A 14,021-nucleotide genomic window follows, 5' to 3' on the forward strand; every position below is an offset into this window, starting at 1 on the left:
TTTCTTTATTCCGATGCGGCCACCTTCAAACCGGCACCGGTTGCCGGCGCGCCGTGCGATACACCGGGAAGCGCACGGTGAATGTGCTGCCACGCCCCTCTTCGCTCTTCACGTCGAGTTGCGCATCGTGACGCTGCAGCACATGCTTGACGATCGCGAGCCCGAGTCCCGTTCCGCCGGTGTCGCGCGAACGGCTGCGATCGACGCGATAGAAACGCTCCGTCAACCGTGGAATGTCCGCAGCCGGAATGCCGAGTCCGCTGTCCGTCACGGAAAATATCGCACTGCCGCCCTGCGCATGCCAGGCCACTTTGATCGCGCCGCCGTCCGGCGTGTAGCGGATCGCGTTCGTGACGAGATTGCCCAACGCACTGAGAATTTCCGTTTCGACGCCGGTGACCGTGAGCCCTTCGTCGGTATCGAACACGATCTTGTGATGATCGCTCGACAGATTTTCTGCGTCGTCGCGCAGATGCCGCAACACCGCGCGCATATCGATCATCTGATCGCTCGGCGGCTTGTTGTCGCCTTCGAGTTTGGCGAGCACCAGCAGATCGTTGACGATATGGCGCATGCGCGACGCCTGCTGCTCCATCAGTTCGAGATAGCGCGAACGTTCGGCTTCGCTCAGCGGCAACTCGCGCATGGTTTCCAGAAAACCCGAGAGCACCGTGAGCGGCGTTTTAAGTTCATGCGAAACATTGGCGACGAAGTCGCGCCGCATCGCATCGGTGCGTTCGAGTTCGGTGATGTCTTGCGAGAGCACCAGCTTGCGATTCTCGCCGTACGGAAACACCTGTACCGACAGCACGTTCTGGCGCTTGTCGCCCATGCCGCGCATGATCAGCATTTCTTCGTAGCGATGCGAATTCAGATAGCGAACGAAGTCCGGCTGGCGCACCAGATGTGTGATGTGCTGACGCAGATCGCGCTTCGCATCCAGACCGAAATGAAGCTCGGAGATCGCGTTGCACCACTCGATCTGGTCGTGATCGTCGAGCATCGCCACGCCGTTCGGCGAGGCCTGGATAGCCTGAATGAAGCGCGAATGCTGCTGCTCGACCGAGCGCACCTGGGCGTGCCAGCGCTTCGCAAGCTTGTGCAGACGGTAGTAGATTTCGCCCCAGATGCCAGGGGCGCTCGGCACTTCGCCGTAAACCGGTGCGTCGAGCAAACGCCACAGACGCTGTTTATGGAAGGTGCTGAAAAGGCTCTGCGCGAGCAGCATGACGATCGCGAGGACAAGCCCTGCCTTGACGTTCACCAGTGCGCCGACCACCACGCACAGAACAGCCAGCAGCACGACCGACACGATGGAGCGCGCCCAGATGATGTTCATGGTCTAGCGATCGAAGAGGAAAACTTAAGCGCCGGGATGGCAATCGCGGCGCCTGTCATTGCGAAAAAAACGTAGCCGACGCGGGCGGCTCGACCACCGCTACCGCAGAAGCCTCAGGCGCTCTTCGCAAGCCGGTAGCCGCTGCCGCGTACCGTCTCAATCATAGCATCGCACCCGGCCGGCTTGAGGGCCGCGCGCAAACGCTTGATATGCACGTCTACCGTGCGCTCTTCGACGAACACGTGGTCGCCCCACACCTGATCGAGCAGTTGCGTGCGGCTGTGCACGCGCTCGGGATGCGTCATGAAAAAGTGCAGCAGGCGGAATTCCGTCGGGCCGAGATCGAGCTTGATCTCGCTGCCTTCCGCATGGGCGGCCACGCGGTGCGTCGCCGGGTCGAGCTTGAGACCGTTGATCGCGACCACGTCTTCGGTCAGCTGCGGCGCACGGCGGCGCAATACCGCCTTGATGCGCGCCATCAGTTCTTTCGGCGAGAACGGCTTGGTGACGTAGTCGTCGGCGCCGATTTCGAGGCCGAGCACCTTGTCCTGCTCGTCGCCACGCGCGGTCAGCATGATGATCGGGATATGTTTCGTGCGCTCGTTGTTGCGCAGATCGCGAGCGAACGCGATGCCCGATTTACCCGGCAACATCCAGTCGAGCAGGACGAGGTCGGGCAATACGTCGCTGATCAGGTTCTGCGCCTGCTCCGCGTTGTACGCGCGAATCGGGCAGTGTCCGGCGTGTTGAAGATTGACCGAAATCAGTTCGGAAATGGCGGGCTCATCTTCAATGACGAGAATGCTGCTGGGCATCGGCACCTCTGGTCCTTATGTCTGGATTAACTGAGTGCTTCGCGTTCGAGCGCGTCACGCGACTTGTGCCGCACGTCCGTACCCTTCACGATGTAAATGATGAATTCGGCGATGTTCTTCGAGTGGTCGCCGATCCGCTCGATCGCCTTGGCGATAAAGAGGAAGTCGAGGCCCACCGAGATCGAACGCGGATCTTCGGTCATGTACGAAATCAGCTTGCGCACGAAGGCGCGGAATTCTTCGTCGATCGCTTTATCGTCGCGCACAATCTGCGCGGCGGCGACCGTGTCGAGGCGCGCGAACGCATCCAATGCGCGACGCAGAATCGACACCGCCATCTCGCCCGACAGCTTGATTTCGGCGATGTTGATGGTGCGCGAGGCGCCGTCTTCCATCAACCGCTTGGTGCGCTTGGCGATTTTTTCGGCTTCGTCGCCGGCGCGCTCGAGATTCGTGATGGTCTTCGAAATCGCGATCAGGAGGCGCAGGTCACGCGCGGCCGGCTGACGGCGCGCGATGATGTTGCTGCACTCTTCGTCGATTTCCACTTCCATCTTGTTCAGACGGTCTTCCGCGGCGATGACCTGCTCGGCGATGTCGAGATCGAATTCGTTGAGCGCCTGCATGGCCTTGACGATCTGCGATTCGACCAGGCCACCCATTTCGAGCACCTTGGAAGAAACCAGATTCAGGTCGGCGTCGAACTGGCTGGACAGGTGTTTATCGGACATGTCGTACTCCCTTGTATTGCTCGTCGAGTTAACCGAAGCGGCCAGTGATGTAGTCCTCGGTTTCCTTGCGGACCGGCTTGATGAAGATCTTTTCGGTATCGCCGAATTCGATCAACTCGCCGAGGTACATATAGGCAGTGTAGTCCGAACAGCGGGCCGCCTGTTGCATGTTGTGCGTGACGATCACCACCGTGTAATCGCTCTTCAGTTCAGCGATCAGTTCTTCGATACGGCCCGTCGAAATCGGGTCGAGTGCCGAACACGGCTCGTCGAGCAGGAGCACTTCCGGACGGATCGCGATACCGCGCGCGATGCACAGACGCTGCTGCTGGCCGCCCGACAAACCGTAGCCGCTCTGGCCGAGCTTGTCCTTCACTTCGTTCCACAACGCGGCCTTGGTCAGCGCCCATTCCACGCGGTCGTCCATCTCCGAGCGCGGCAGCGTTTCGAACATCTTCACGCCGAACGCGATGTTGTCGTAGATCGACATGGGAAACGGCGTCGGCTTCTGGAACACCATGCCGATCCGTGCGCGCAAGAGCGAGATGTCGCGCTTGGAGGTCAGCAGGTTTTCGCCGTCCATCAGGATCTCGCCTTCGGCGCGCTGTTCCGGATAGAGCGCGTACATCTTGTTCAGCGTGCGCAGCAGCGTGGACTTGCCGCAACCCGACGGGCCGATGAACGCGGTCACCTTGCCTTCGGGAATCGCCAGATTGATGTTCTTCAACGCGTGATACTTGCCGTAGAAGAAGTTCAGGTCGTTGATCTCGATCTTCGGGCGCGACGGCGCCTGCGACTGGCCGCTCTGGGCGGGATCGAAACCAGCGGGCGCAGTGTGGCGCGCGATCGGATTGAGTTGAGTTTCTGCCATATTCATCGGATTACACTCCGCCCTTACTTGTTCGAGAAGATCGTGCGCGCGAGGATGTTCAATCCCAGCACCGCGAGCGTGATCAGGAAGACGCCGGCCCACGCGAGCGATTGCCACTGCGCGAACGGGCTCATCGCAAACTTGTAGATCGTGACCGGCAGGTTCGCGACCGGCTGGCCCATGTCCATCGAGAAGAACTGGTTCGACAACGCCGTGAACAGCAGCGGCGCGGTTTCGCCTGCGATACGCGCGACGCCGAGCAGCACGCCGGTGACGATACCCGCGATCGACGCCTTCAGCGTGATCGACAGCACCATCTTCCACTTCGGCGTGCCGAGCGCGAAAGCCGCTTCACGCAGTGCGTTCGGCACCAGCTTCAGCATGTTTTCCGTGGTGCGGATCACGATCGGAATCTGCAGCAAGGCGAGCGCGAAGACGCCGGCCCAGCCGCTGAAGTGGCCCATCTTCGCGACGACCAGCGCGTACACGAAGAGACCGACCACGATCGAGGGCGCCGACAACAGAATGTCGTTGATGAAACGCGTGAAGCTCGCGAGCCAGCCCTTCTGGCCGTATTCGGCGAGATAGACGCCCGCCAGGATACCGATCGGCGTGCCGACGAAAGTCGCGAGTCCGACCAGCATCAGACTGCCGACGATCGCGTTGGCGAGACCGCCGCCATCGGTGTTCGGCGGCGGCGTCGATTGCGTAAACAGTTCGACCGACAAGCCACCGACACCGAGACGCAAAGTCGTATAGAGAATCCAGACCAGCCAGATCAGGCCGAACGCCATGGCGGCGAGCGACATGGTCAGCGCGATCGCGTTCTTCATGCGGCGGCGGCCTTGCAGACGCACGCGCATCGCTTCGAGCGCGGCGGCGTCGTTCGAACCCGGCATATTCAAAGTGGGCTGGCTCATTTCGCGCCCTCCGCTTTCTGAAGACGCAGCAGCATGACCTTGGAGATCGCCAGCACGATAAAAGTAATCACGAACAGAATGAGGCCGAGTTCCATCAGCGCCGACGTGTGCAAGCCCGGATCCGCTTCGGCGAATTCGTTGGCGAGCGCCGACGTAATGCTGTTGCCCGGCGAAAAGAGCGACACGTTGTCGAGCAGATTGGTGTTGCCGATCACGAACGTCACAGCCATGGTCTCGCCGAGCGCGCGGCCCAGACCCAGCATCACGCCGCCGATCACGCCGCTCTTCGTAAAGGGCAGCACGATCTTCCACATCACTTCCCACGTCGTGCAGCCGATGCCGTACGCCGATTCCTTCAGCAGGACCGGCGTGACTTCGAACACGTCGCGCATCACCGAGGCGATGTACGGAATGATCATGATCGCGAGAATCACGCCCGCGCACAGAATGCCGATGCCGATCGGCGCGCCCTGAAACAGCGCTCCGACGAACGGAATGCCGCCGAGCACCACGCCGAGCGGTTTTTCGAAGTACGTCGCGAAGATCGGCGCGAACACCAGCAAACCCCACATGCCGTACACGATCGACGGAATCGCGGCGAGCAGTTCGATCGCGATGCCGAGCGGGCGGCGCAGCCACGCGGGCGAGAGTTCAGTCAGGAAGAGCGCGATGCCGAAGCTCACGGGCACCGCGATGATGAGTGCAATGATCGAGGTGGCGATCGTGCCGTAGATCGGCACCAGCGCGCCGAATTGCTTGCTGGGTGGATCCCAGTCCGCGGTCCACAGGAAGCTGAGGCCGAATTGCTTGATCGACGGCATGGATGCGACGATCAGCGAGACGATGATGCCGCCGAGCAGCAGCAAAGTGATGATCGCGGCGAGGCGCGCGAGACCGCCGAAGATCACGTCGCCGGCGCGGCTGGGCGCTTTCTGCTGCGACGCGCTGCCGGGCGGGGTCGACCTGCTCGCGCCGGGCGCTAATTGGATATCGGACATGAGAGCCTGATGGACCTGTTTCCAGTTGCCGTACGACACGTGTCATGCGGCCGGTAATGCCGGGGGTTAAAGCCATTGGCCGTCCTCACATGAGGACGGCCAACGTGTTACATACTGCGGATGCCGAGCGCTGTGCCCGATGCGTCCCTTACTCGGCGATTGCCTTGCCCGAAGCGTCCTTCACCTTCGACTTCCATTGCGTGCGGATTTCCGACACGACCGAATCCGGCAGCGAGATGTAGTCCAGATCGTTCGCGGCTTGCGTGCCGTTCTTGAACGCCCAGTCGAAGAACTTCAGCGTTTCGCTGCCTTGCGGCGCCTTCTCTTGCGTCGTGTGAACCAGCACGAACGTCGCGCCGACGATCGGCCATGCGTTCTTGCCCGGCTCGTTCGTCAGGATCTGGTAGAACGACTTCGACCAGTCCGCGCCTGCTGCCGCTGCCTTGAAGGTGTCCGTCTTCGGCTCGACCACCGTGCCCGTCGAGTTCTTCAGCGCGACATACGTCATGTGGTTTTGCTTCGCGTACGCCCATTCCACGTAGCCGATTGCGCCCGGCAGACGTTGCACGAAGGCCGCGACGCCGTCGTTGCCCTTGCCGCCCGTGCCCGTCGGCCAGTTGACCGTCGAACCTTCACCGACCTTCGACTTCCAGTCCGCGTTGACCTTCGACAGATAGTTCGTCCAGATGAAGCTGGTGCCCGAACCATCGGCGCGGCGAACCACGGCGATGTCGGTATCCGGCAGCTTGACCTTCGGGTTCAGCGCAACGATCGCCGGATCGTTCCACTTCTTGATCTTGCCCAGATAGATGTCGCCCAGCACTTCGCCCGACAGCGTCAGTTCAGCCGGCTTCACGCCCGGCACGTTGACGACCGGCACCACGCCGCCGACCACCGTCGGGAACTGGAACAGGCCTTCCTTGGCGAGTTCGTCGTCTTTCAGCGGAGCGTCCGAACCGGCGAAGTCGACGGTCTTCGCGACGATCTGCTTCACGCCGCCCGACGAGCCGATGCCTTGATAGTTCACCTTGCCGCCGCCGGACTTCTGATACGAGTCGGCCCACTTCGTGTAAATCGGTGCTGCGAAGGTGCTGCCCGCGCCGGTGATGTCTGCGGCTTGCGCTGCGATCGCGAAAAGCGCGCCAGCGACGCCAGCGAACACGGTTTGCATCAATTTCATGAGACCTCCAAAGGTGTGAGCGGTGTGAGCGTGTAAGACGAACACCGCGAAGCTTAGGGTCTCTTTGTGACAGTAACGTGACTTAACGTGAAACGGATGTGACAGTGGGATTACGCAGTTGAAAGGCGCTTCGCCAGGGAAAACGCTGACCCTTCGCCGAAGGTCATGCCGCTCTTTAGATTAGACGAAGAAAGTTGGGGCGCGAACGTTTGCGAGTGCGCATTTGGGAAAAGATGCGGTGTGGATGGTACGGAATGTTGTGGTTGGGTGAGACGGTAGTTGCAGTGTGGGTAGAGCGTTGGAATTGTTTTTTGGGGCTGCGCGGTTTGGCGTGGCGCGTTTGGGCGCCGGCCCACCTGGCGATGTGCCCTTTGCGCGGTTCGCTTTCTGAGTTCGCGACACTTGGTCACATGATGCGTGACGCGCTACGTGCGGCAGGCGCCAATTGCCGCGTGGTGATTGCGAAGCTGAATTGCAGGTTGCGGGCGGCAAGAGGGGAACCTGTCCGCATTTTTGTGTGCGAGGCGGTTAGCGGATCTAGCCGCGTGCGTTGGTGAAGCGCTCGCCAAACAGGATGGCAAACTGGTTCATGGCAGATTTCCAGTCGAAGGTGGTTCGTACGGACTTTGCCAGCACGTTGCGAAGCGCCAGCCACAGCAGCTTGATGGCCGCCTCGTCATTCGGGAAGTGACCACGGGTCTTGATGATCTTGCGCAGTTGCATGTTCAGACTCTCAATGGCATTTGTGGTGTAAATGACCCGGCGTATCTCCGGCGGAAACACAAAAAATGGCGTGACGTTTTCCCACGCCCGCCGCCAGGATTGCACGATAGTCGGATACTTCGTTCCCCATTGTCCTTCGGCAAAGGCCTCCAGCGCCTGCCGCGCGGCCAGCTCGTTCACAGCGGTATAGATGGGCCTGAGCGCGGCAGCGACGGCCTTGCGATCCTTGTAGCTCGCGTACTCCAGGCTATTGCGCATCAAATGCACGATGCAGGTCTGCACGGCCGTACGCGGGTACGCCGTGCCGATCGCTTCGGCCAGTCCCTTCAGGCCGTCGACCACGGCGATCAGGATGTCCTGGCAGCCGCGCGTTTTGAGCTCGTTGAACACCTTGAGCCAGAACTTTGCGCCCTCGGTCTGTTCGATCCACAGACCGAGCACGTCGCGCTGGCCGTCAGCCTGGATACCCAGCGCCAGATAGACGGCCTTGTTGCTGACCACGCCGTCGTCACGGATCTTCACGCGCAGCGCATCGAAGAACACGACCGGGTACATCGGCTCGAGCGGACGGTTCTGCCAGGCGAGCGTTTCGGCCATCACCTCGTCGGTAACCGAGCTGATGAAATCGGGCGAAACCCCGGTGCCATAGGTTTCGGCCAGAAACGCCTGGATCTCGCGCACACTCATGCCGCGCGCGTACATGGCGATGATGCGCTCATCGAAACCGGTGAAACGGCGCTCGTGTCTGGGGATCAGGATGGGCTCGAAACTGCCGTCACGATCGCGCGGCAGATCGACCCGCAGCGGGCCATAATCGGTGAGGAGCGTCTTGCCGCTGGCACCGTTACGTTCGTTGCCCTGGCCGTCGGGTTTGGGCTGACCCGCCGGGTAGCCCAGATGCATCTTCATCTCGGCGCCCATCGCGCGCTCAATGAGTGCCTTGTTGAATGCCAGCATCAGGTCCTGAACCTCGTTGGGCGTCATCGGGCCTTTGACCAGGTCATCAAGCAGACCTTCCGGTAGGGCGGGCAGCGGCCCTCGGGCCGCTGCCTGAGAAGCGACGGTGCGTTTCTTCTTCATCGGCATATCCATGACTTTTACCTCCCATGATATGCCTCGCCCACAAAATTACGGATAGGTCCCAAGAGGGCGTCGGGACGATATGCTCGTCATCCCGACGCCCTCTCGCCGCAACAGCGTGCGGCTTACGCCGTTGCCTCTTTCACGGCTCCGGCAATCGACTCCGCGTACTGAAGCGCGTCGGCGGCATTTTCTGCTTCCACCATCACGCGCAGCACCGGCTCGGTGCCGGACGCGCGGATCAGCACGCGGCCGCGGCCGTTCAGCGCGCTCTCGGCCTTGGCGATGGCGCGGCGGATCGCATCGCTGCTCTTCCAGTCCGCGTCGGGCTTCATGCGCACGTTGATCAGCTTCTGCGGGAACAGCGTGACGCCGTCGAGCAGGTCCGCGAGCGTCTTTTCGCTGCGCTTCATGGCCGCCAGCACCAGCAACGCGGAGACGATGCCGTCGCCCGTGGAATGGCGGTCGAGCGAAAGAATATGGCCAGAGCCCTCGGCCCCGAGTTGCCAGCCGTGCTCGCGCAACTGCTCGAGCACGTAGCGGTCGCCGACCGCCGCGCGGACGAACTTCACGCCGGCTTCCTGCAGCGCCACTTCCACCGCCATATTCGTCATCAAGGTGCCGACTGCGCCGTCCACTTTGCCGTCGGTCGCGACTCGATCCTTGACCAGGATGTACAGCAGTTCGTCGCCGTTGTAGAGGCGCCCTGCCGCGTCGACCACTTGCAGACGATCGGCGTCGCCATCGAGCGCGATGCCTAGATCCGCGTGATTCGCGCGCACGGCACGCACCAGCGCATCCGGTGCGGTCGCGCCGACACCGTCGTTGATGTTGAAGCCGTTCGGCGCGACGCCGATCGGAATCACTTCGGCGCCGAGCTCGTGGAACACGTGCGGCGCGACGTCATAAGCGGCGCCATGCGCGCAGTCGACCACCAGCTTCAGCCCGTGCAGATCGAACGCCGCCGGGAACGTGCTCTTGCAGAACTCGATGTAGCGGCCCGCCGCGTCGTCGAGACGCCGCGCCTTGCCGAGTTGCTCGGATGCCGCGCAAGCGAGCGGCAGATCGAGCTGCTCCTCGATCTGCGACTCCACTTCGTCCGGCAACTTGTTACCGTCGGCGGAGAAAAATTTGATGCCGTTGTCGTAGTACGGGTTATGCGATGCACTGATGACCACGCCCGCGGCAAGCCGCAACGCGCGCGTCAGGTAGGCGATGCCGGGGGTCGGCATCGGGCCGGCCAGCATCACGTCCACACCTGCCGCGGAAAAACCCGACTCGAGCGCGGCTTCGAGCATGTAGCCCGACACCCGCGTGTCTTTGCCGATCAACACGGTTGGCCGCGTGCCCGATTTGGCCCAGCGGTCCGCGCCTGCCAGCACCTTGCCGGCCGCGTAGCCGAGCCGCAATACAAACTCCGGCGTGATAGGCCCTTCGCCGACTTTGCCCCGAATGCCGTCCGTTCCGAAATAACGACGTGCCATGTTTTATCTTCCTCCTTGGCTTGTGGGTTCAACCGCGCGCGCGGCTGTGATTCCCCGCGTCGCGCATGGCTGCCCATACTTTCAATGCATCTACCGTTTGCGCGACGTCGTGCACGCGCAGAATCGCAGCGCCCCGTTCAGCGGCGCACACCGCCGCCGCAATACTGCCCGCGACGCGTTCCGGCGCCGGGCGTCCCACCACCGCGCCGACCATCGACTTGCGCGACATGCCGGCAAGAATCGGATACGGCGGTTCGGCTCGCGGCGCCGTATCCGACAGATGCGCGAGCAGCGTGTAATTATGCTCGACTACGGTCTTGCCGAAGCCGAAACCCGGGTCCACGCTGATACGAGCACGCGCAATGCCCGCCTGCTCGAGTGCCGCGATGCGCTCCTCGAGAAAATCGCGAACTTCACGCACCACATCGTCGTAGACCGGCTCACCGAGCTGCATGGTCTGCGGCTCGCCGAGCATGTGCATCACGCACAGGCCGCACTCGCTGTCGCGCACCGCGTCGATCGCGCCGGGCATCCGGAAGCCCCAGATATCGTTGATCAGATCGGCGCCGGCGGCCAGCGTGTGGCGCATCACTTCGGGCTTGTAGGTGTCGATCGACAAGGGCACATTCGCGCCGCGCAATTGCTCGACGAGCGGGATCACCCGCTCCAGCTCTTCGTCGAGCGGCACCGGCGGCGCGCCGGGGCGCGTCGATTCGCCGCCGATATCGATGATGTCCGCGCCGTCGAGCATCATACGCTCGGCCTGGCGCAACGCATCGCCGCGCATCGCGTATTTGCCGCCGTCGGAAAAAGAATCGGGAGTAACGTTCAGAATGCCCATGACCAACGGGCGTTCAAAGGTCAGCTTGAAACGGCCGCATTGCAGCGGCTCGGGAATGGGCAACAAAGGGGATTCGACTTTCGACACGTGGTAGTGCTTCGCGCAAACGGATAAATGCAAAACGGGCCGGTGTGAAACACACCGGCCCGCACTTTCTACTGGTCGCCTATCAGGCCGGCGCCGTTGCGCTGCCCGGCTTGACCTCGGTGCCCGGGCTGCCGCCCGAGGAGGCGTCGGTTGCCGACGGCGGCGAGCTCTTCGGCGAACGTGGCGGACGGCCTGCCATGATGTCGTTGATCTGATCGGCGTCGATCGTTTCCCACTCCATCAGTGCGGCGGTCATCGCCTCGACCTTATCGCGGTTCTCGTCCAGCAAGCGCTTCGCGAGGTTGTACTGCTCATCCAGCACGCGACGGATTTCAGCATCGACCTTCTGCTGCGTCGCTTCCGAAATGGTGCGCGTGAAGCCGCGGCCAAACGGCGTGGCGTCGTTCTCGTCGTCGACGTAGACCATCGGTCCGAGTGCGTCCGTCATGCCGAAGCGAGCCACCATGGCGCGCGCGGTTTGCGTCGCCTTGTTGAAGTCGTCCGACGCGCCGGTGCTGAGCAGGTTCAGGAACAGCTCTTCCGCGACGCGGCCACCGAACAGAATCGCGAGACGATCCAGCAGGTAGTCCTTCGAATACGTTTCGTTGTCATGCTCCGGCAACTGCCACGTCACGCCCAATGCACGGCCACGCGGAATGATCGTGACCTTGTGCACCGGATCGGCCTTCGGCAACAGCTTCGCGATCACCGCATGACCCGACTCGTGGTACGCCGTAGCGCGCTTCGATTCTTCGCGGATCACGGCCGACTTGCGCTCCGGACCCATGAAAATCTTGTCCTTCGCATCTTCAAAGTCGTTCATTTCGACGATGCGCTTGCCGCGGCGAGCCGCGAACAAAGCTGCTTCGTTCACCAGGTTCGCGAGGTCGGCGCCGGAGAAGCCCGGCGTGCCGCGTGCGATCACCGCTGCGTCGACGTCGTTCGAAATCGGCACCTTGCGCAGGTGAACCTTCATGATGTGCTCACGGCCGCGAATATCGGGTAGACCGACATACACCTGGCGGTCGAAACGGCCCGGACGCAGAAGCGCCTTGTCGAGGACGTCCGAACGGTTCGTTGCAGCAATCACGATCACGCCTGAGTTCGCTTCGAAGCCGTCCATCTCGACCAGCATCTGGTTCAAGGTCTGTTCGCGCTCGTCGTTACCGCCGCCCATACCGGCGCCACGATGACGGCCAACCGCATCGATTTCGTCGATGAACACGATGCACGGTGCATGCTTCTTGGCCTGCTCGAACATGTCGCGCACACGAGCCGCGCCGACACCGACGAACATTTCGACGAAGTCCGAACCCGAGATGCTGAAGAACGGCACTTTCGCCTCACCGGCGATGGCGCGCGCCAGCAACGTCTTACCGGTTCCCGGCGGCCCGACCAGCAGCACGCCGCGCGGAATGCGACCACCCAGCTTCTGGAATTTCTGCGGATCGCGCAGGAAGTCGACCAGTTCGGAGACTTCTTCCTTGGCTTCGTCGCAACCGGCGACGTCGGTGAAATTGATTGCGTTATTGTTTTCGTCGATCAGACGTGCACGGGATTTACCGAACGAGAACGCACCACCTTTCCCGCCCCCCTGCATCTGTCGCATCATGTAGAACCAGAAACCAATGATCAGGATCGTCGGCCCGAGGTAGTACAGCGCGGACACCAGCGCATTGGGTTCGTCATCAGCCTTGCCGCTCACCTGAACGCCGTACTTCATCAGATCGCCGACCATCCAGATGTCGCCGGGCGACACGATCTGGTACTTCTGGCCGTCTGCTGGAGTGACCGTGAGGTTCCGCCCCTGGACAATGACGTTCTTGACTTTGCCGTTCTTCGCGTCGTCCATGAACTGCGAATAGGAAACGCCTTCCTGGACACGGGGCTTGTCGAACTGCTTGAACACCGTAAACAGCACCAGTGCGATAACCAGCCACACTGCTGCTTTCGAAAACATATTGTTGTTCAAAGCACCACTCCTTCACTTAGACGGGCGCCTACATTTGCCTTGCGGCACCACGAAAGCATTCTAATCCAGTCCGCAGACCCCTGCCATAAGGTTTCACTACCACAGAAATAGGACAGCGGGCCATTGCAGCACCCATTTCCGAGGCCATGATCGCATTATCGGCAGATGCGGAACCGTCCTGCAGCGTCCTATGCGGGCCGCTTGAGATGCTTACCCAAAATAAACGTTTCTGATGACTTGTCCCGCGAGGCTTTCGGCTTGCGGGCCGCCACCACCTTAAATTGATGCTTGAACTTTTCGACAATCTGGCTGTAACCGCTGCCGTGAAAGCATTTGACTAAAAGGGCACCATCCTGCTTCAGGTGATTTTGTGAGAATTCCAGCGCGAGATCGCACAGATGCTCGATTCGCGCGGCATCCGCCACCGCCACTCCCGACAGGTTGGGCGCCATATCCGAAATTACAAGATCAACCTGGCGTTCGCCGACCAATTCTTCCAGTTGACCGAGCACGGTGTCTTCGCGGAAGTCGCCCTGAATGAACGTGACGTCGGCGATCGGCTCCATGGGGAGGATGTCCAGCGCGATGATCGTGCCGTCGATGCCACCTTCGCGCTCGGCGTCGCGCTGCGCACCCTTGGCAAGCTTGTTACGCGCGTACTGGCTCCAACTGCCCGGCACCGAACCGAGGTCGACGATCACCTGGCCGGGACGGATCAGCCTGTCCTGCTCGTCGATTTCCTTGAGCTTGTAGGCTGCGCGGGCACGATAGCCCTCCCGCTGCGCCATTTTTACGTACGGGTCGTTGATGTGATCGTGCAACCACGCCGTGTTGAATTTGTTTTTTGCCATTAAGCGTTGAACTCTTGCTGCGTTATGACACGCTTTAGGGGATAATACGCGGTTAATTCGCGCGGACGCCGCCAAAACTGGCAGTCATCCGCGATTCTGTTGTTCTGACGCGCCGCCCTGCGCAATTGG

At 61.5% G+C, this 14,021-nt stretch carries 12 protein-coding genes; all 12 read right to left on the reverse strand.

Annotation, left to right across the window (positions count from 1 at the left end):
• Window positions 1-25: 25 nt before the first annotated feature.
• Window positions 26-1,339 (reverse strand): phosphate regulon sensor histidine kinase PhoR, encoded by a 1,314-nt coding sequence (phoR, locus tag BPHYT_RS14115; RefSeq protein WP_012433833.1) that lies wholly within the window; start codon window positions 1,337-1,339, stop codon window positions 26-28.
• Between the two features lie 113 nt (window positions 1,340-1,452).
• Window positions 1,453-2,154: a phosphate regulon transcriptional regulator PhoB gene (gene phoB / locus BPHYT_RS14120; protein WP_006051991.1), complete on the reverse strand. Its 702-nt coding sequence runs from the start codon at window positions 2,152-2,154 to the stop codon at window positions 1,453-1,455.
• Window positions 2,155-2,180: 26 nt separating this feature from the next.
• A complete protein-coding gene (gene phoU, locus BPHYT_RS14125; protein WP_012433834.1) occupies window positions 2,181-2,885 on the reverse strand; it encodes a phosphate signaling complex protein PhoU in 705 nt (234 codons plus the stop codon).
• A 28-nt stretch (window positions 2,886-2,913) separates the two neighbouring features.
• Window positions 2,914-3,762, reverse strand: coding sequence for a phosphate ABC transporter ATP-binding protein PstB (gene pstB / locus BPHYT_RS14130; protein ID WP_012433835.1), 849 nt, complete (start codon window positions 3,760-3,762; stop codon window positions 2,914-2,916).
• Between the two features lie 17 nt (window positions 3,763-3,779).
• Window positions 3,780-4,676: a phosphate ABC transporter permease PstA gene (gene pstA, locus BPHYT_RS14135; protein ID WP_012433836.1), complete on the reverse strand. Its 897-nt coding sequence runs from the start codon at window positions 4,674-4,676 to the stop codon at window positions 3,780-3,782.
• Window positions 4,673-5,674, reverse strand: coding sequence for a phosphate ABC transporter permease PstC (gene pstC / locus BPHYT_RS14140; RefSeq protein WP_012433837.1), 1,002 nt, complete (start codon window positions 5,672-5,674; stop codon window positions 4,673-4,675). Before pstC ends, pstA begins: the two co-directional genes overlap by 4 nt.
• 148 nt (window positions 5,675-5,822) lie before the next feature.
• Window positions 5,823-6,854, reverse strand: coding sequence for a phosphate ABC transporter substrate-binding protein PstS (gene pstS, locus BPHYT_RS14145; RefSeq protein ID WP_012433838.1), 1,032 nt, complete (start codon window positions 6,852-6,854; stop codon window positions 5,823-5,825).
• Window positions 6,855-7,391: 537 nt separating this feature from the next.
• The gene (locus BPHYT_RS14150) at window positions 7,392-8,663 is read right to left on the reverse strand and encodes an IS256 family transposase (protein ID WP_407669193.1); all 1,272 of its coding nucleotides are present in this window, start codon (window positions 8,661-8,663) and stop codon (window positions 7,392-7,394) included.
• Between the two features lie 119 nt (window positions 8,664-8,782).
• Entirely contained in the window at window positions 8,783-10,141 is a 1,359-nt protein-coding gene (gene glmM / locus BPHYT_RS14155; protein ID WP_012433840.1) for a phosphoglucosamine mutase, read from the reverse strand.
• A 28-nt stretch (window positions 10,142-10,169) separates the two neighbouring features.
• On the reverse strand, window positions 10,170-11,069 hold the full coding sequence (gene folP / locus BPHYT_RS14160; protein ID WP_012433841.1) for a dihydropteroate synthase: 900 nt from the start codon (window positions 11,067-11,069) through the stop codon (window positions 10,170-10,172).
• Window positions 11,070-11,151: 82 nt separating this feature from the next.
• Window positions 11,152-13,041, reverse strand: a complete 1,890-nt coding sequence (gene ftsH / locus BPHYT_RS14165) for an ATP-dependent zinc metalloprotease FtsH (RefSeq protein ID WP_012433842.1) — start codon at window positions 13,039-13,041, stop codon at window positions 11,152-11,154.
• Window positions 13,042-13,229: 188 nt separating this feature from the next.
• Window positions 13,230-13,892: an RlmE family RNA methyltransferase gene (locus BPHYT_RS14170; protein WP_012433843.1), complete on the reverse strand. Its 663-nt coding sequence runs from the start codon at window positions 13,890-13,892 to the stop codon at window positions 13,230-13,232.
• Window positions 13,893-14,021: the final 129 nt, after the last annotated feature.

It is taken from the genome of Paraburkholderia phytofirmans PsJN, from assembly GCF_000020125.1.
GTDB classification, from domain to species: Bacteria; Pseudomonadota; Gammaproteobacteria; order Burkholderiales; family Burkholderiaceae; genus Paraburkholderia; species Paraburkholderia phytofirmans.

Excerpts from the sequence above, each read along its gene's own strand:
- phoR (WP_012433833.1), bottom strand. The coding sequence starts at position 1,339 with ATGAACATCATCTGGGCGCGCTCCATCGTGTCGGTCGTGCTGCTGGCT.
- pstB (WP_012433835.1), bottom strand. The coding sequence starts at position 3,762 with ATGAATATGGCAGAAACTCAACTCAATCCGATCGCGCGCCACACTGCG.
- BPHYT_RS14170 (WP_012433843.1), bottom strand. The coding sequence starts at position 13,892 with ATGGCAAAAAACAAATTCAACACGGCGTGGTTGCACGATCACATCAAC.
- BPHYT_RS14150 (WP_407669193.1), bottom strand. The coding sequence starts at position 8,663 with ATGCCGATGAAGAAGAAACGCACCGTCGCTTCTCAGGCAGCGGCCCGA.
- phoB (WP_006051991.1), bottom strand. The coding sequence starts at position 2,154 with ATGCCCAGCAGCATTCTCGTCATTGAAGATGAGCCCGCCATTTCCGAA.
- pstC (WP_012433837.1), bottom strand. The coding sequence starts at position 5,674 with ATGTCCGATATCCAATTAGCGCCCGGCGCGAGCAGGTCGACCCCGCCC.
- pstS (WP_012433838.1), bottom strand. The coding sequence starts at position 6,854 with ATGAAATTGATGCAAACCGTGTTCGCTGGCGTCGCTGGCGCGCTTTTC.
- glmM (WP_012433840.1), bottom strand. The coding sequence starts at position 10,141 with ATGGCACGTCGTTATTTCGGAACGGACGGCATTCGGGGCAAAGTCGGC.
- phoU (WP_012433834.1), bottom strand. The coding sequence starts at position 2,885 with ATGTCCGATAAACACCTGTCCAGCCAGTTCGACGCCGACCTGAATCTG.
- pstA (WP_012433836.1), bottom strand. The coding sequence starts at position 4,676 with ATGAGCCAGCCCACTTTGAATATGCCGGGTTCGAACGACGCCGCCGCG.